General features: G+C 54.3%; 15 protein-coding genes and 1 tRNA gene. 5 read left to right on the forward strand and 11 right to left on the reverse strand.

Annotated features, from left to right (window positions below; all coding sequences use genetic code 11):
• The first annotated feature begins 207 nt into the window (after positions 1-207).
• From glmU to P1S59_09125, 5 genes are all read left to right on the forward strand, one after another.
• Positions 208-1,635 (forward strand): bifunctional UDP-N-acetylglucosamine diphosphorylase/glucosamine-1-phosphate N-acetyltransferase GlmU, encoded by a 1,428-nt coding sequence (gene glmU / locus P1S59_09105; GenBank protein MDF1526410.1) that lies wholly within the window; start codon positions 208-210, stop codon positions 1,633-1,635.
• Positions 1,635-3,464 (forward strand): glutamine--fructose-6-phosphate transaminase (isomerizing), encoded by a 1,830-nt coding sequence (gene glmS, locus P1S59_09110; protein MDF1526411.1) that lies wholly within the window; start codon positions 1,635-1,637, stop codon positions 3,462-3,464. The genes glmU and glmS overlap by 1 nt, the downstream gene beginning before the upstream one ends.
• Positions 3,465-3,466: 2 nt before the next feature.
• Entirely contained in the window at positions 3,467-5,248 is a 1,782-nt protein-coding gene (locus P1S59_09115; GenBank protein MDF1526412.1) for a chloride channel protein, read from the forward strand.
• Complete coding sequence (locus P1S59_09120; GenBank protein ID MDF1526413.1) at positions 5,232-7,487, forward strand: DUF3553 domain-containing protein; 2,256 nt, start codon at positions 5,232-5,234, stop codon at positions 7,485-7,487. Before P1S59_09115 ends, P1S59_09120 begins: the two co-directional genes overlap by 17 nt.
• A 207-nt stretch (positions 7,488-7,694) precedes the next feature.
• The gene (locus tag P1S59_09125) at positions 7,695-8,330 is read left to right on the forward strand and encodes a TlpA disulfide reductase family protein (GenBank protein ID MDF1526414.1); all 636 of its coding nucleotides are present in this window, start codon (positions 7,695-7,697) and stop codon (positions 8,328-8,330) included.
• A 129-nt stretch (positions 8,331-8,459) separates the two neighbouring features.
• Here P1S59_09125 and P1S59_09130 read toward each other — a convergent pair whose 3' ends face one another.
• The 11 genes from P1S59_09130 to P1S59_09180 form a co-directional block, all read right to left on the reverse strand.
• Entirely contained in the window at positions 8,460-9,818 is a 1,359-nt protein-coding gene (locus P1S59_09130) for a kelch repeat-containing protein (protein ID MDF1526415.1), read from the reverse strand.
• Positions 9,819-9,835: 17 nt separating this feature from the next.
• Complete coding sequence (locus tag P1S59_09135) at positions 9,836-11,125, reverse strand: hypothetical protein (protein ID MDF1526416.1); 1,290 nt, start codon at positions 11,123-11,125, stop codon at positions 9,836-9,838.
• A complete protein-coding gene (locus P1S59_09140) occupies positions 11,085-12,092 on the reverse strand; it encodes a peptidase MA family metallohydrolase (GenBank protein MDF1526417.1) in 1,008 nt (335 codons plus the stop codon). The genes P1S59_09135 and P1S59_09140 overlap by 41 nt, the downstream gene beginning before the upstream one ends.
• Complete coding sequence (locus tag P1S59_09145; GenBank protein MDF1526418.1) at positions 12,089-12,361, reverse strand: DUF167 domain-containing protein; 273 nt, start codon at positions 12,359-12,361, stop codon at positions 12,089-12,091. Before P1S59_09145 ends, P1S59_09140 begins: the two co-directional genes overlap by 4 nt.
• A gap of 11 nt (positions 12,362-12,372) precedes the next feature.
• A complete protein-coding gene (locus P1S59_09150) occupies positions 12,373-12,849 on the reverse strand; it encodes a hypothetical protein (protein MDF1526419.1) in 477 nt (158 codons plus the stop codon).
• Positions 12,827-13,336: a DivIVA domain-containing protein gene (locus P1S59_09155; protein ID MDF1526420.1), complete on the reverse strand. Its 510-nt coding sequence runs from the start codon at positions 13,334-13,336 to the stop codon at positions 12,827-12,829. The genes P1S59_09150 and P1S59_09155 overlap by 23 nt, the downstream gene beginning before the upstream one ends.
• Positions 13,337-13,360: 24 nt before the next feature.
• The gene (locus P1S59_09160) at positions 13,361-13,660 is read right to left on the reverse strand and encodes a YggT family protein (protein ID MDF1526421.1); all 300 of its coding nucleotides are present in this window, start codon (positions 13,658-13,660) and stop codon (positions 13,361-13,363) included.
• 1,059 nt (positions 13,661-14,719) lie between these two features.
• Positions 14,720-15,808: an ABC transporter ATP-binding protein gene (locus P1S59_09165; protein ID MDF1526422.1), complete on the reverse strand. Its 1,089-nt coding sequence runs from the start codon at positions 15,806-15,808 to the stop codon at positions 14,720-14,722.
• Positions 15,809-15,891: 83 nt separating this feature from the next.
• Positions 15,892-16,878, reverse strand: coding sequence for an extracellular solute-binding protein (locus tag P1S59_09170; GenBank protein MDF1526423.1), 987 nt, complete (start codon positions 16,876-16,878; stop codon positions 15,892-15,894).
• Between the two features lie 430 nt (positions 16,879-17,308).
• Positions 17,309-17,385: transfer RNA gene (locus tag P1S59_09175), tRNA-His, on the reverse strand.
• 129 nt (positions 17,386-17,514) lie between these two features.
• Positions 17,515-17,820 (reverse strand): hypothetical protein, encoded by a 306-nt coding sequence (locus P1S59_09180; protein ID MDF1526424.1) that lies wholly within the window; start codon positions 17,818-17,820, stop codon positions 17,515-17,517.
• Between the last annotated feature and the right edge of the window lie 92 nt (positions 17,821-17,912).

The following is a 17,912-nucleotide window of genomic DNA, read 5'->3' on the forward strand; positions in this document are numbered from 1 at the left end:
GATACCCGCCAACGGAAAAAATGACCCCTCCCGCACCCCGACCCGGGACTGAACAAAACCAATCTCGGATTTCGGGTTTCCCTTTCCCTTGACACTCTATGGCGTTGCTGAGATATTCGATTATTAAATGATTTCAGGGCTTTGATCGCTATTTTCAGGACATTTACCAGGCAAACTAACCGCCACTTGGAGAATTTTCCCGACAAAATGCCTCACCAGACAAAAAACTCCCTCGTAACCATCATCCTTGCGGCCGGGAAAGGGACCCGGATGAAAACCTCCCTTCCCAAGGTGCTGCACACCCTGAGAGGCCGTCCCCTCCTTGAAGCTGTACTTGACACTGCGGCGAACCTGGGGCCGGGGAAGGTGATCGTTATCTCAGGGCATGGAGCTGACACCGTCAGGTCGACGGTGGGGGAAAGGGCCGGCAATCACGAGGTGGTCATCCAGGAACCCCAGTTAGGCACAGGTCACGCGGTTTTCCAATGCCTTGATATGCTTACCGGTTTTGAGGGTACAGTCCTGGTCCTGTCCGGAGACGTACCGAACCTGAAGCCGGAAACGGTAAAAGACCTGGCTCGATCAAGGATCGAGGCCGGATCGGACATCAGTATTCTTACCGGGCACCTTGACAACCCTTCAGGTTACGGCAGGATCATCCGCACTCCTGATGGAAAAATTATTGAGATTCGTGAACAGAGGGATCTTTCCGAAGACCAGGAGAGCATAAAGGAAGTGAACCTGGGAGTGTATGCCTTTGACGCGGCCTTTCTCACCAGGGAACTTCCAAACTTGAGCAGCGACAACGCCCAGGGGGAATACTACCTGACCGATCTTGCCAAAACGGCCGCCCAGGCAGGCAACGGGGCCGCTTCGCACACTACGGGGAACCATTCCGAAGCCCTGGGTATCAATACCCTTCGAGAACTGTCTGGAATGGAGATGGAAATGAACCGGAAATACTTGAATGAGCTCATGGATTCAGGGGTCCGCATCATTGACCCTGATCGGACCTGGATCGACGACACAGTGCGCATCGAGCCCGATGCTGTGATACACCCCACGGTGTTTCTCTATGGCCACACAAAAATAGGGGCCGGAACAGTTATCAACCCCGGGGCTGTCATCACAGATTCCACTGTCGGCCGGGGGGTCCTTATCAAGCCCTACTGCGTGATCACAGGTTCCACCATTGACGACAGTGCCGAGGTGGGACCTTTTGCACATATGCGGCCCGGGTCTGAGATCAGAACATCCGGCAAGATAGGCAACTTCGTTGAAACGAAGCAGGCGGTCATCGGGGTGGGAAGCAAGGTCTCCCACCTGTCCTACGTCGGGGACGCCGAACTTGGCCCTGGAGTCAACATCGGTGCCGGATGCGTTACCTGTAACTATGACGGGTTTAACAAGTACAAAACGGTCATCGAGGAAGGGGTATTCGTCGGGAGCGGCACTATGATGGTGGCCCCCATAACCCTGGGCAAAGGATCCCTTATCGCCGCGGGATCGACATTGACCCAGGATGTACCTCCAGACTCCCTCGCCATCGCCCGCAGCCAGCAATCGGTCAGGGAAGGGTGGGCAGCTGCAAGGCGTGAAAAGCTCACCAGCAAGAGCAAGAAGGAGAAGAACTGATGTGCGGTATCGTTGGATACATCGGGCCTGGAAATGCCACCGACATTCTCCTTGAGGGACTACGCCGACTCGAGTATCGGGGTTACGACTCCGCCGGGATCGCCGTTATCAGTGGTGGGGAGCTGGACATCAGACGAAGCGTAGGCAAGATCATCAACCTGGATGGGGTTATCCGCGACGCTCCACTCAAAGGCTCTACCGGCGTGGGACACACACGCTGGGCAACCCACGGTAAACCAAGTGAAGAGAACGCCCACCCTCACCGGGACTGCTCTGGCAGGATCGTAGTGGTTCACAACGGGATCATAGAAAACTACCGCGCACTGAGGCAGGATCTGTTAAAGAACGGGCATAAAATGGTTTCCGAAACTGACACCGAAGTCATTGTTCACCTCGTGGAAACCCACTACGCTGGCGACCTGGTGGAAGCGGTCAGAAATACCCTCCGGAAACTGGAGGGGGTCTACGCCCTTACCGTCATGCACGCGGATCACCCAAACATGCTCGTAGCGGCGCGCAGCGGCCCCCCCCTTGTCATCGGTCTGGGGGAGGGAGAGATGTTCGTTGCCTCAGATATCCCGGCGGTATTGCATCACACGCGGCAATTCCTGTATCTGGAGGATGGTCAGATAGCAACGGTCACCGCTGAAGCTGTACTTGTAACAGATCTGGATGGAGCCGGGATCACCATGGAGGCGGTCACTGTTCCCTGGGACCCGATCCTCGCCGAAAAAGGTGGTTACAAGCACTTCATGCACAAGGAGATCCACGAGCAGCCGCAAGCCCTGGCCGACACCCTCAGAGGACGATTCTTCGAGGAAGATGGTAATATCGCCCTCGACGACATCGACTTCAAAGACCAGTTCATTGAAGAGATGGAAAGGTGCATCATTGTCGCCTGCGGCACCTCCTGGCATGCCGGGCTTGTAGGTCAGTTCCTTATTGAGGAGCTTGCCGGGATTCCCACCTCGGTGGATTACGGATCGGAGTTCAGGTACCGGAACCCCATTGTCGGGGACCGGACACTGGCAATTGCCATCTCCCAATCGGGTGAAACAGCAGACACCCTGGCCGCGGTGCGGGAGTGCCGGGAAAAAGGCGCTTCCATCCTCTCCATCTGCAACGTGGTGGGCAGCATGATAACCAGGGAATCGGACGCCGTTCTTTACACCCACGCCGGTCCTGAGATCGGGGTAGCTTCCACAAAGGCGTTCACAACTCAGCTCGTGTGCCTCCTTCTCTTCGCCATCTACCTCGGGCGTCGACGCGGTGTTCTCAGCCCTGCCAGAACTGGCAGTATCATGGACTCCCTATTCTCCCTTCCCCACCAGGTGGAGAGCATCGTTGAGGGGGAATCGGCCATCGAGGAACTTGCCAGCCTTTTTTACCATCACACCGACTTCCTGTACCTGGGCCGTGGCATTCACTATCCCATAGCCCTTGAGGGTGCCCTCAAGCTCAAGGAGATCAGCTACATCCACGCGGAGGGCTATCCGGCAGGGGAGATGAAGCATGGACCTATCGCCCTCATCGACGAGGGCATGCCGGTGCTCTTCATTGCGACCCGCGACCGGGTCTACGAAAAGGTCATTTCCAATATGGAGGAGGTCAAGGCCAGGGGAGGTAAGGTCATTGCCGTGACTGACCATCTCGAGGAGAGCCTCAGGGAGTGTGCAGACCACCTGATCCACATCCCGGCTACCGATCCCCTGATAACCCCGATCCTTGCGACCATTCCTCTGCAGCTGCTGGCCTACCACATCGCTGTCCTCAAGGGTACTGATGTGGACCAGCCAAGGAACCTGGCCAAGAGTGTTACAGTGGAGTAGTAATGGACCCAGCTGAACCAGAAATCGTCAAGATCAGGAAAACCATCCGGAAGCGTATTCACGACGTCGTCTTCGCCGAGGACACGGTCCTTATCACCCTCTCCATCATCATCGGATTTCTGGCTGGCCTGGGAGCCTGGGCTTTCCTGGAACTCATCAATATATTCAGGCTTTCCTGGAGTCACTGGGGAGGCTACACAGGTTACATCCCGGGAGATATAAGCAGCATCCTTATCCCCTTTATTCCTGCCCTTGGCGGCTTGCTGCTGGGACCTTTGGGAGCCATCTTCCCCACTGAAGCCAAAGGTCACGGAGTTCCGGAGGTCATGGAATCGGTCATCAGGCAGGGCGGGGTACTCAAACCACGAACAATCTTTATCCGTGGCATAGCCTCGGCCATCACCATCGGAACGGGCGGTTCCGCGGGACGTGAAGGACCTATCGCCCAGATCGGCGCCGCAATTGGATCCTGGGTCGCCCAGGTGTTCAAAATGCCATCCAACAACGTCCGCACTTTGCTCGGCTGCGGCGCTGCCGGAGGCATCGCAGCGGCTTTCAACGCTCCTATCGCCGGAGCCCTGTTTGCCTTTGAGATCGTCCTGGGGGACTGGCACATAACAACCTTCACACCAGTGATCATGTCGTCGGTTATTGCCACCACCACATCAAGGTGGCTCCACGGCGGCAAGGCAATCTTCGATGTTCCCTATTATCAGCTGGTCAATCCGGTAGAGATCATCTTCTACGTTATCCTGGGCCTTCTATCGGGGCTGGTCGCTCTACTGTTCATACACTCCATGGATAAGGTCGAGCACTTCTTCGAGAAACAGATCCCTGTCCACCCGTGGCTGAAACCGGCCCTGGGTGGTCTCCTGGTAGGTTTCATCGGCCTGGGTTTCCCCCAGATCTTCAGCAACGGGTACGAGCCCATGGGCAAGGCCCTGAGCGGGGAGATGATCCTCTGGCTGATGTTCAGTCTCGTCTTCCTGAAGATCATTGCCACCTCCCTGACCCTCGGTTCCGGGGGGTCAGGAGGCATTTTTGCGCCTGCCCTTTACATAGGGGCCATGCTGGGGGGGGCTTTCGGAACCGTCATCAACATGCTGTTCCCCTTCATGACCGCGAAACCGGGGGCTTACGCCCTTGTGGGGATGGGAGCCGTCCTGGCGGCCGCGGCCCACGCGCCCCTGACAAACATCCTGCTTCTGTTCGAATTGACGGGTGACTATCACATCATCCTGCCCATCATGGTAGCGTGCATCATGAGCACCCTTACCATACGTGCGCTCTCGCCCCACAGCATCTTTTCCATCGGACTTCACAAAAAAGGGATCACCATCGAGGCGGGCAAAGAGGTCAATGTCCTTCAAAGCCTTAAGGTCAAAGACGCCATGGCCACGGACGATCTGGAGGTCCTCCCCGAAGATATGTCTTTCAGAGATATCCTTCGCCACATCACGTTGAGCAACCATTCGAACTTCCCTATGATAAACAAGGAAGGACATCTGACCGGGGTCATTTCCTTTCAGGAAATACGTAAGCATGTTTTTGATCCCGATCTGGAGCAGCTGGTAATCGCCAGGGATCTGGCCATACTCTCAATTCCCACAGTCACCCCCTCCGACAACCTCAAAGACGCTCTTTCCCGGATAGCTCTCGGCAACATCAAACAGCTTCCGGTGGTAGATACGAAAGATTCCAGAAAACTTGTCGGTATCCTTACCCGCAGCGATATTATTGGTGCATACAACCGGGCTATCTCCAGATATGAAGACAACGGGTAAGCTCCCCTTCTCCCTCGAAGGCCTCAACCGGAACCAGCAGGAAGCCGTCACCAGATCGGAAGGCCCCCTGCTGGTCCTGGCAGGTGCCGGAAGCGGCAAGACCCGGGTCATCACCTACCGGATCGCTTACCTTCTCCAGGAACGGAAGGTACCGCCCTACGCCATCCTGGCCGTCACTTTTACCAACAAGGCGGCAGGGGAGATGAGAGAGCGCGTCATCGGCCTCACCGGCAAGGAAGGGCGCTCTGTGTGGATATCAACCTTCCATTCAGCGTGTGTGAGGATCTTGCGCCAGCACATCGAAAAACTGGGGATCAGCCGCCACTTTTCCATCTTCGACGACAACGATTCCACAAGAGTCATCAAGGACGTTCTGGCCGAGATGAATATCGACGCCAGGGTCCTGCCTCCACGCCGGGTTTCCTACCTCATCGGCCGGGCCAAGAACGCCCTCGTCGAACCGGACCATATGGCTGAACAGGGGGAGGTGAACCGGGATCACCTTATGGATAAGATCGTGCAGGCCTACAGGATGTACGAGGAACGCCTGCGCAACTCCCAGGCTCTGGACTTTGATGATCTGCTCTATTTTACGTGGAGGCTCTTCGAGGAGAAACCGGAGGTCCTTCAATCCTACGAGAACCTTCTCCACTACCTCCTTGTAGACGAATACCAGGACACCAACCGCGCCCAGTATCAGATCATCCGTCAACTATCCGCCAAGCACAGAAACCTGTGCGTCGTGGGTGACGACGACCAGAGCATCTATCGCTGGCGTGGTGCGGACATCACCAATATCCTGGACTTTGAAAAGGACTTCCCGGAGGCCCATGTGGTCACCCTCGGTGAAAACTACAGGTCCACAGGTAACATCCTGAGTGCCGCATCCAGCCTCATCTCCAAAAACACCGGGCGCAAGGAAAAAGAGCTTCTCGCCATCCGGCCCGATGGGCAGAAGGTAAGCGCGTACGCCGGTATGGATGAACGTGAGGAGGGTGATTTCATCGCCGCCTCCATTCTCGAACTCATTCGGCATGAGAACTTCACTTTCAAGGATTTTTCCGTCTTTTACAGGATCAACGCCCAATCCAGGGCTATAGAAGACAGTTTTCTCAGGATGAACGTACCCTACACCATCGTGGGAGGGGTTCGCTTTTACGACCGCAAGGAGATCAGGGACCTTATATCTTACCTTCGCTTGATCCTGAACCCGGCAGACTGGGGCAGTTTCGAACGCATTGTCAACGCCCCCACCAGAGGGATCGGAAAGACTTCCCTGGAAAAGATCAGAAAGGCCGGGTCCGGCAACCTTTCCCCCGAGGAGGCGATACAGGCCGCCCTTAAGAGTGGAGCTGTGAAGGGTAAAGCGGCCCGAGGTGCGGGAGATCTTCTGGAAGCCCTCGTGATGCTGAGAAATAAGCTTTCCATCAAAATACCACTGGACGAGTTCGTCGTGGCTGTTCTGGACGAAACCGGATACCTGCGGGCACTTCAAGCTCAAGCCACTGACGAAGCCCGCAACCGGGTAGAGAATCTCCATGAGTTTCTCGTGGTAGTAGACGACTTTATTTCCAGTGACCTTTCAGACCAGAAGAATCCCCTTGAGCTACTGGCTTCCTTCCTGGATCAGATATCTCTTGTGGCCGATATCGACAGCCTTAAAGATGAGGGCTCCTCGGTGACCCTGATGACTCTGCATACAGCCAAAGGGCTGGAATTTCCCATCGTGTTCATGGCTGGAATGGAGGAGGACCTCCTGCCTCACTACCGCGCCCAGGGGGAACCGGCTGAAATGGAAGAGGAAAGACGCCTTTGCTATGTAGGTATGACCCGGGCCAAGGAGCGTCTATTCCTTACCATGGCACGCAGGAGGAGACTCTTCGGGCAGTATGACAACACATCTCCTTCCCGTTTCTTTGCCGAGCTTCCCCCTGAAAATGTCGAGCTTCACAGAGACACAACCCATTCTATCCATGGTATTGCTGACACTTTCAGTTCCATCCCCGCTCCTCCCGGCCAGAAAGTGGCCATAGGAGACTTCACCTACGTCCCGGAACCGGTGGAGGGTGAAGACGGCCTGAGGCCGGGAATGCAGGTACGCCATCCCATGTTCGGTACCGGCCAGGTCATGATAGTGGAAGGGTCTGGTGGCGACGCGAGGATAACGGTCTATTTCCCCAGAGGTGGAAAGAAGAAGCTCATCGCAAAGTATGCGAATCTGGAAATTGTGATGGATTGAGGATTCAGGATTGAAGATTCAGTATTAACTTCGCTTGTTCCGGTTAAAGACAATTTCGTCCAGCGCTTTCCAATGCTCAATTCGGAATTCGGAATCATCATTTGCTCCCCACCTTGACATATATACGGTAGGTCTTTTATATAAGGAGTACCTTGTTCCATATGACCTGATCACCATCACCCTTGTCGGGTTGCCAGGAGTGTCTAGTTGAAAAAAATCCGATCCATCAACCTGCTTGTTTTCATCGCCTTTATGCTGTCCATATCTGTCGGTGTCTACGCTCAGGAGGAGGATCGCCCTGACTTCTCCCTGATCGAGTACAAGAGCGGGCAACAGCAATCCTTCAAGGACATCCTCACAACCAGGGTCAATATCATGGTTGTCACATCTACAACTTGCGGTTCCTGCATCAGTGAACTCAAAGCCATGGACTGGATCCGGGCTAAATACAAGGGAGATCTCTCCGTGACAGCAGTCTTCATCGATCGCGGCGGGGAGTTAAGGGTCTACCGGTACCTCGAATACTACAAGTTCGACCTGGAAAGATTCCTGGTAGATCCGGGAGGAGCGGTTCCCTCCAGATTCAATGCCCCGACCGTTCCCACCATGATAATGTTTGACAAGAAGGGAAATGAACGCTTCCGGAAAGTTGGATTTTCCGCGGGGGACGAAAGCCTCATCATCGCCCAGGCCGAGGAGATCATGTTCGGGAAGAAACCGGACACAGGACGCCCCTCGACTGGGCTCGGGACAGGCAGGACGCAGGACGCAGTAAAAACAGATGATACGGCGCAGGGAGTTCCGGATGTGAGGAAGACGACGGGGTGCGCGAGTACAGGATAGAATGTAGAACCCAGAATGCAGAACACAGAAGGAAACAACGAAACCGGCTCAGGCCGGTTTTTTCTTAGGACCTATTCTACGTTCTACATTCCACATTCTACATTCCACATTCTACATTCCGCATTCCGGCTATAACCCGGAATATGGGTTAAACACCTCCATCCTCCTGTCGGTGGCGTTTCCTCCCGCAACCAGCACCCTTCCATCAGGAAGAAGGGTCGCTGTGTGTCCCACCCTGGAGACCTTCATAGTCCAGGGTAACAGGGTAGACTCGCCGGTGGTCAGATCGAGGAGCTCGGCTGAGCGGGAAGCCTCAGCAGTAGGTCCACCTCCAACAATAAGCACTTCATTAGTATTTATTAAAGTCGCTGTATGATTTGCTCTAGGAAAATGTAGGGCATCCTCAAATACAGTCAGTTTTAGATTAATTAAATCGATCACATTGATATCAGAAAGGTATCCAGTCTGTCCTAGACCACCAACCACTACCATCGATTGATTGTCTATATTTGCTAGTGCACTTTTTATTCTACCCACAGGCAGATAAGTTCCACCCATTGCCGACTTTGTTAACAAATCAAAGACTTTTAACTCATCCACATAGGACGAATTCGCATATCCACCGAGGCATATCATTCGTACATTATTAACACTGCACATTACATCCTGTCGTTCACTGTCCAAACTAATAAAAGGAAGAATAGATTCAGTAAATGGAATCTGTGCCATATCAAGCTCATAGCTATTTACCTGCCAACTGTCTTTAACAACCGTATCAAATCCCCCAACCAAAATTATTTCTTTATCATTTAATATGGGGAAATAGTCTGTTCTAAAGCTTGCCAAACTCTTCGGAACCACTATTTCATTTCCCAGATCCACCACCTCATAAAGGTTGTCCTCCACAGCGGAGGCGCCCTTGAACACGAACAGCTGGTTCCCCACCTCATCGTGCAACACAGTGGCCTCACCCCTGGTGTAGGCCAAGCTGGCGGCATAGGCGCTGGAGATAAAACCTTCCACCGAGGAAGCCACAGCTTCGATTGTTCCGGTACCCGTATTTCCCCCAAGGACATAGATAATCCCATTGGCAAAGACCGCCGAATGGTTCTGCCGCGTATATAGAAGTGTGCCCGCATCCGAAAAACCGTTGGCTTTCTGCAGGGATACCGTCGAACCCACGCCCGACACACTTCCCTCCATGATCACCTGGCCGGCCGTAAGGGCCTGAACCGTTATGTTGTCTGTTCCGTCCGCATTAAAAGATGCGCTGTGTCCGGCGTAAGGGAAATCCTCGTACTGAACCTGTGCCCCGCCGTAAAGGAACCTGATGGTCCCTATATAAGGTGTCGATGAGGTTGCCCCGAGAGCGCCCATATCGATGGCGGACTCCCAATCCACCGGCAACTGGAGGTTGATGCTGACAACCTTGTCCTGACCTGTGCCACAGGCAGCACACAGAAAAATGATCACTGCCAGGAAAAACATGGCTGCATTTCGCTCTTTTACCATGTAGCCTCGATCCTTGTACTCCCGCCGGACTCGGAGGCGGCTGCGGCGCCCACAAGAAGAAGGATACCTATGGCTAAAGCATACCTGGTCCAGATCCTGGGCCCTTCACCGGCATTTGATCCTTCCGGCAGATCCTCGCTATAAGCCGGCAGGCTGAAAGGAGCGCCGGCCATGGTGCGGCTGTGGTCCCACTTTTGGCGCACAGGTTCGAGGACCCTGGCAACCTTGAGCGCTCCCGACTCCCTTGTGTCGCCAGCTTCCCACAAAACGATGTGGTCTACAGAACGACCTTCACGGTCAATGAGCCAGATTCTCAGGACATTTCCATCCGGGTCCGGAATGAGGAGGTAATCCACATTCAGCTTCTCTGCCAGAAGGATCATGTACGATCTGTCCCCTGCTCTCAATCTCTGGAGGAAGAAACTGTCCGGGTCATCTTCGGGTCCGGTGGGGAGCAGCTGAAAGCGGACATTGGCAGGTTCGAACCGTTCCGCATCGAGGGTCAGGCTCCACGGTTCATACCCCGGTGCCATCGCCTCGATAAAATGCCTTCCCGGCAGGAGTAAATACCCTGTATCAGGAACCATCCTTCCTGGTTCCCTTCCCCCCACCTTGACAGACGCGTCGGCAGGGCTTCCGTCCACAAACAGAGACACCTGTGCACCGTTAAGAAGCTTTCTCCTGATCCCGTTAAAGATATTTATTGTCTCCGGGGAGTATCTTTCCGAGGGTAATTCTCGTGTTGGCTCAAGGGCCGCTGCCTTTTTAAAACTGTTAATGTAGCTTTTATCACCGGCAGCACGAGCCGCAATACCACTTAGCACCTGGACCTCAAACATGAGATGGGTTCTGAAACCGCTGTCACCCGGGGTGGACAGGAGTTCTTCCGCCTGGTTCAGGACCTGGGTGGCACTGTCGTAGTTAAACTGATAGTAAAACGCCCACGCTTCCTCGATGAGAACCTGTGTCCTGTCCAGAGTGATCCTGTCTGCCGTCCTGTAGGCCGAACGAACGGCCTGCCCCGCCTGACGCCACTCCAGGAGGACTTTGAGGACCTCCTCCCTCCCTTTTACAAGCAGAAGCGGGTCCAGATAAACCTCACTCCGGATCCCATCCCATGCCGCCCGCATTTCCGCCATGGGCATGGGAGGTTCCAGAACCGCCAGTTTACCTGGAACCAGGGAAACAGCTCCGGCTATGGAGGTCTGAAACATTGTCACCGCAAGGATGACAGCCAGTCTTCTAGTGAAGGGTGCGCGGGTCATCATGGGATCTTTTTTCATGGAATGTTTTACTACGCAAGGAAGCTGCCAATCTTTCTTCCTCTTCCTCTCTTTCCCACTGCATCACGGTCCGCATTCCCTGGACCTTCTTTCGAAACCAGGTGATCAGGAACAGAAGCGTGATCAGCCCCCAGATCGTTGCGGTACTGGTAAAAACCGGGATCCAGGTGGCCTTGACCCTGGCGTACTGGTCAAAGCCTGCCAGCAGCTCGGCCATGGACATGTCGAATGCAGCCGCCGTTCCTCCGTTGATCCCACCTCTTTGTAAGGACTCTGACACAAGGCGGGCGACAGCATCCTCCCCGAACCGCTTCGAAATGTATTTAATAAACAGATAGCTGCGAGCATAGGCGGCACCTGCTCGCGATGCCTGGTTGGGGAAGGTGAATTCCAGATCTCTGAAATCAGGGGTCGCGCCTGTTGCCTGAGCCCATCCCAGCTGCACGAGCCTGGACAGGTTCATTTCACCGGAAACGTAAGTGGCTACCCCCTCCTGGAACCACCGGGACAAACGGATATCGTGTCTTGACTCAGCGTCGCCGAGCAGCAGATGAGCCATTTCGTGCTGCAAGATAGACCAGTACCTGCTCCCACCGGATCCCATGGCGCCCGGAGTCATGATGAGAACCATACCCAGTCCCGGATAGGTGAGCGCCCCCGCCCATTCGGGTGCAGGTTTCGTTGTGGGCTGAAGTTTGACGAACTCATCCCTGCTTCCGGCTAAAACGATGGAATAACTTCCCAACCATGGAAGTCCCAGAAACTCCGAGGTGTCCGTGAGGAAGGTCCCGGCACGTTCCAGAACCTGATTCGCCAGGACATCCGAAGGTCCGCGAAAACGCACCGTCAATCGGGGATCCGAAACAGATTTCCATCCTGAATCCTCACCGGCCGCAACAGCTGCACCTGACTGAAATAAGGACAGGCACAACAGGACCGAGGTCAGGATGTGTTGGAAGGTTTTCATGTCAGGCGTTCCCTGAGGTCCTGGAGTTCTACCCCCTCGAACTCCAGCACCTTGGATCGCCCTTTTTCACCGGATACAATGCGGATGCGGCTCCTGGGTACGCCGGTTTTTTTAGCCAATAGCCTGATCAGTGAACTGTTGGCAGCTCCTTCTACTGGTGGTGAAGTCAAACGTACCACCAGGACATCCTCCTTCCAGCCTTCCACTAACTCCCTGGATGCCCTGGGCTTGACTTTGACGCTGATCCTGGCCGATGAAATATCATTCACCGCCCGGACTCTCAGGGCGCCTCGAAAACGACCATGAGAGCCGGGAAAGGTTGGAGGGAATGTTCGGAGGGTGTCAGAAGAAACTTGTGTTCACCGGGACTCAGGGGGAAGGAGGTCACGCTTTCGAAGATCTGGCCCTCTTCCTCAAAGGTAAAGGGGACAGGCACCTCATCCACAGTCGCAAGGATATCAAGAGGGTTCAAGCCTTGGTCGGCCTGATCAGGTACGAACCGGGCAATGATCTGCCATTGCCATTGAGGTGGGCCTGCGTTTTTCCGAATCATGAGAAATTCGGTGTTTAAAACCTTCCACTGACTAAAGATATTGTCCTGGATGGGGGGCATGATACCGGGGGCCGCCACATTCAGGCACGACCACAGCGCTCCGCTAACCAGCAAGGCACCCAGGGCAAATAAAAGGCGGCGATGACGTGCAGCCATGAGAGTGGAACCGGATCTTACCCGGTCACTCCTTATCTTTGCTGACAAGGTACTTAACCTTCTCTTCCTTGCCAATCTCGGCTTCCAGAGCCTCCGTGGTGACTTCCAGCATCTTCAGGTGACTCTGTGCCGCCGCTTTTACTGCAACCTCAAACTGGGCACGTATCCTTTTAACCTCTACGATCTGATCGCTGATCTTAGCCAATTTCCGATGAGAATCCTCGACCGTTTTCTCGGCTTTGAGTTCAGCCTCCTTGAGGATGATCTCCGCCTCTTTCCTGGCAGAGACCTTCATGTCCTCGGTGATCTTCTGGGCTGTCATCATTGTTTCCATGAGGGTCTGCTCGCGCTGCTTGAGTTCCTCATACTGGTTGGAAAGGCGCGCCAGCTTTTCTTTTAGCTTCCCGTTCTCCCTGATGAGTTCTTCGAACTCTGATGCTGCCATCTCAAGGAAGTTCTCCACCTCCCGGGGATCGAGACCCTTGAGCTTGGTTCTGAACTGCTGGCTCTGTATATCGAGAGGTGATAGACGCATGACCGTTCTCCTTTAAGGCTCTCCTCACCTGAGTTTCAGGGCCAGCCCGAACAGGGTCTGAACCAGGAAACTCTGCAGAAAAACAATGGCAAGGATGGCAACGATGGGGGAAAGGTCCATCATACTGCCCCGCATGGGCAAAACCCTTCTTATATATCCCAGTACAGGCTCGGTTATCCGGATCAGGAACTGATAGATCGGGTTGTATGGGTCCATGGTGAACCACGATGCGATAGCCCGTATGACAATAAGCCACATGTAGATGTTCAGGATGATGCTCAGGACTTGCGCGACTGCAGTGATGAAGTTACTTAGGATAAACAACCTGATACCCTCCCCTTTTTACATTAGTAAACTGCCATAACTATATAAATTACTGGGGAAAATGTCTAGATGCGAATGACTGGATACCAGAACGCACCCTTCGACAAGCTCAGGGCAGGGAACGCAGCACGCAGAACGCAGGAAAAAACGGTGAAACGTGAAGGGTGAACGGAAGAGCAAATGAATGATAATTGGTGATTGGTGGTTGGTGATTGGAATACCAGTGCACCGGTGCACATGTGCACTCCATTTCTTCCTTTGGGCTTTGGACTTTGGGCTCCATTTAATCCCTCTGCACCCTGCACCCTGCACTCTACACTTTACTCTGATACTGCTCCTGTAATCCATCATCCCCTTGATTACCTTTACATGGAAAATTCGAGGAGATAAATGTTACAAATAGATAGTTGATGGACTCGCAAAAAGTCCATCAATGCGCCCCGCGCGGGGCGCCCAAATCAATGACTCGCACTGTAAGTCATTGATTTGTAAGGAAAGGGAAAACGACGCTTTTCCCTTTCCGTGGAGCGAAAAGTCCCGGATTGGACTTTTTGCGACTTTATCAAGGTTCAACAAAGTCATTGCGAGCCCGGTGTCTCTCAGTGGGCGCGGCAATCCCGACTAATGAGACTGCTTCCACCGTCGCTCTTTGAGCTATGGCGGACAAGTCACATGGGTGACGGTTTCCTCCTTCGCCAAAGGCTACGGCGGACAAGCGCGATGACCCGTCTTCGTCCTATGGACTTCGCCGTGGCAAGCAAATGCGATTGGATTCCGGGTCTGAGCCCGGAATGACGATCTAAAAACCTGAATCAGGCCTCCCTCTGCGTCCTTCGCGACCTCTGCGTTAAAACCATCGCCTTCATAGTAATCGGGATCGCTTCATCACGACACAGGCGTGATTCGCGATGACAACCTGCGCGACAATTAGCGATGATCCATTTTCGTTCAACTGACTGCGACGTGGCAAACCGATATGCCAATCAATATTTAAAAGGACCTTCCCCTGTTTTTGCATTAACAGCCATTTAAAAACTTTCAGGTAGTTCTGGCAGGTTTTTAAATGGGAAGCAGAAAACAGTGGTCAGGATCGAAGGATACGAACACATCATCCCCCTCCTTGAGGTCCACCGTAGGCGCGATGGTGGTGGTGAGCAGGGTTTCCCCCATCCGGATCTCACCCTCGTAAGCCTCTCCCACGAAGATGAGCGTCTCCACCTTCCCCTTGAAGATATTCCTGCCCCCCGCAGCATCGGTGTCAGCCAGGTTCATGAACTCGGGGCGGACGCACAGCACCGCATCTGTCCCAGGCTGGAGCTTCTGGCTGTTGAGGCCGATAATGGGTCCGATATCGGTGTCGATAACGGCGTGATCCCCCTCAAGGGAGGCCACCTTTCCCCCGACGAGGTTGGCCCGGCCGATGAAATCGGCCACGAACTGGTGATCGGAGTTGAAATAGATCTTCTTGGGGTCTCCGATCTCAACGATACTTCCGGCGCGCATGACCGCGATCCGGTCAGAAAGAGCCAGAGCCTCTATCCGGTCGTGGGTCACGTAGACCGCGGTGATCTGCAGCTCTGTGAGAAACCGTCGCAGTTCCTTGCGGGTCTCCTCCCTGAGCTTGGCGTCCAGGTTGCTCAGGGGTTCGTCGAAGAGAATGACCTTGGGCTCGGCCACCAGGGCTCTGGCCAGAGCCACGCGCTGCTGCTGACCGCCGCTGAGCTTGGTCGCCGGGCGTTTCTCAAAGCCTTCGAGCTGCACGAACTCCAGCACCCTGGCCACTCGTTCCCTGATCTGGGCTTTGGGGGTCTTGCGGTTCTGGAGGGGGTAGGCCACGTTGTCGAAGACGTTCATGTGGGGCCAGATGGCGTAGGTCTGGAACACCATGCCAAGCCCACGCTCCTCCGGCGGGACGAAGATATCCTTTTCCCTGGACCACACAATCTCGTTGCCGATGGAGATCTCTCCGGCATCCGGCGTCTCCAGACCCACGATACATCTGAGAAGGGTGGTTTTACCACACCCGCTGGGGCCGAGGAGAGTAAAGATCTGGTTGGCCGGGATGGTCAGGTCCACGTTGTCCAGCGCCCGGATCCTCTTGCCTTCGGAGTAATAGTCGCGGGTCAGTCCCGTGAGGCGTATTTCCATGATCCCTCTATCTGAAAATCCCGGAGCCGGTGACCCGGCCCCGGGAGCGTTAAGGATTTATCTGTGTCAGGTGAACCTGCTGCCTACATCTCAAAGATCTTCTTGAACTTCTCGCCCCAGCTTTTGATCTCATCGTCGGACAGCTCGCGGATGGGGAGGACCTTCACCGCGTTTATTCCATCGATGGGCGGAAACACGCCCGGGGTCAGAACATACTCGCCCACCTTGTCGGCCAGGAGCTTCATGGCGTCTTTAGAGAGCCAGTAGTCCATGAAGACCTTTGCGGCCTCCGGGTGGGGGGCCTTGGCCGCCAGGGCGATGCCGCGAGGCGAACCGAGGATGGTGTCCACCCTGGCCCAGTCCAGTGGCGCAGGCGCGTGGGTGATGATGTACTTGGGCATGGAGATGGCAATGAGCTTCTCACCGCTCTCCACAGGGGCGGGGGAGGGACCGAAGGAAGCAACGAACATGGGCCTGTTGGCCGCCAGCCCCTTGACAAACTTCATCCATTCATCATCGGAGGCGAAGATCGTCGACTCCTTCATCCCTACGAGCCAGGAGATGGTGGTGGCGTGGGTGGAGGGGTTGGGCATGACGATCTTGTCCTTCCACTTGGGGTCTGTCAGCTCCATGTAGGTTTTAGGGGCATCGGCCGCCTTGACCAGTTCCTTGTTGTAGATAGGAGCGACGTACTCGATGCCGAACTGCATAATGGTATCATCTTTCTGCGCCCAGTCGGGGTAACCCGTCGCGGAGGGGGACCGGTAGGGTGCCAGCACTCCATTATCCTTTAGGATCTGGAGGATGGGCAGGGGGCCCTGGAGAACGTCAGCAGCCAGTTTCCCCGCCTGATGCTCGGTGAGCACGGTGGCCAGGTACTTGGAGGTAGAAATGCGCGTATAGACACCATCCACCCCCGTAGCGGCGTTAAAATCATCCATTATGGGCTCTACCGCAGTGATATTGGCGTAAAAACTGGCTTTTCCTTCCGCTTTGGCCTTGGCGAGGTCAGCAGCGAAGGCGGGTGTGGCCATAAGAACAACCATTAACAGAACAACAAGCTTTTTCATGATCCCCTCCCTTTTACTTGAGACGCGTAATTTCCCTGAGACAACTTTGACAGGGTCGCAAAAGTCCATTATTGGCTTTTTGCTCCTCGGAAAGTGAAAAGTGTCATTTTCACTTTCCTTACAAATCAATGACTTACAACCGCAGTCATTGATTTGGGCGCCCATACGGGGCGCTTTGATGGACTTTTTGCGAGTCCATCAACTTTCAGATTCTCTCACCATTTCAGTATAGCAGGTGATCTCGCACTGTCTAAGGCCCGGCAGCTGCCCCATTTAACTCATCACTGGCAACCGCCAGCATAAAAGCTTTATATCTCCAGACACAAACCGTGTAAACTGTGAAAATCAAAAGGAAAAAAGCTACCCCGATTTTTCATCTCTCCGAGAAAGAACAAAAAAAAGCCGGCGATTGCCGGCTTTGATCGATCAATGGGGTGGACAGAGGGGGTCGAACCCTCGACCTCTGGAACCACAATCCAGCGCTCTAACCAACTGAGCTATGCCCACCATACGTTTTCTCCAGTTCCACTGCTCTGGAGAGCAAACTAACTATCACGGCTATTGAAAGGTGTCAATGTACAGGACATGGAGAAAACGTATCTGGAATTTCATACACAATTATTGCCGGGTAGCAGGTCAGTCCCTTTTGGAGCCCGGCAATAATTGTGTCCCCGGATGCATGGGATCGTTCAGGATCACCGAGTTGCCGCTGGCCTTGCCTTCCGCCTGGCCGGGCAGGGAGAAACGCTTTCCCGCCCCCTGACTGGAGTTAAAATTCTTGGTATGGGTTTCGGTGTTTTTATGCTGGTAGTAATCGACACCGAAGCTTGATTCGGCCGTCCACCCTTTGCCGTTACCGCCGAAATTTTCGGAAGCAGAGTATGCTATGCCGGCGGAAAGGAATACGACCAATAACGCTATCATTACAACATGGATTCTCATTTCGCCTCCCAGGTCAGTTGTTAAATATTCACTCAGGTGCTGCTGATAGTACAGAATTCCCGCCGGCATTCAAGACACGGGGACACGGCGAG

The organism is bacterium, assembly GCA_029210965.1.
In the GTDB taxonomy this organism is placed as follows: domain Bacteria; phylum BMS3Abin14; class BMS3Abin14; order BMS3Abin14; family BMS3Abin14; genus JALHUC01.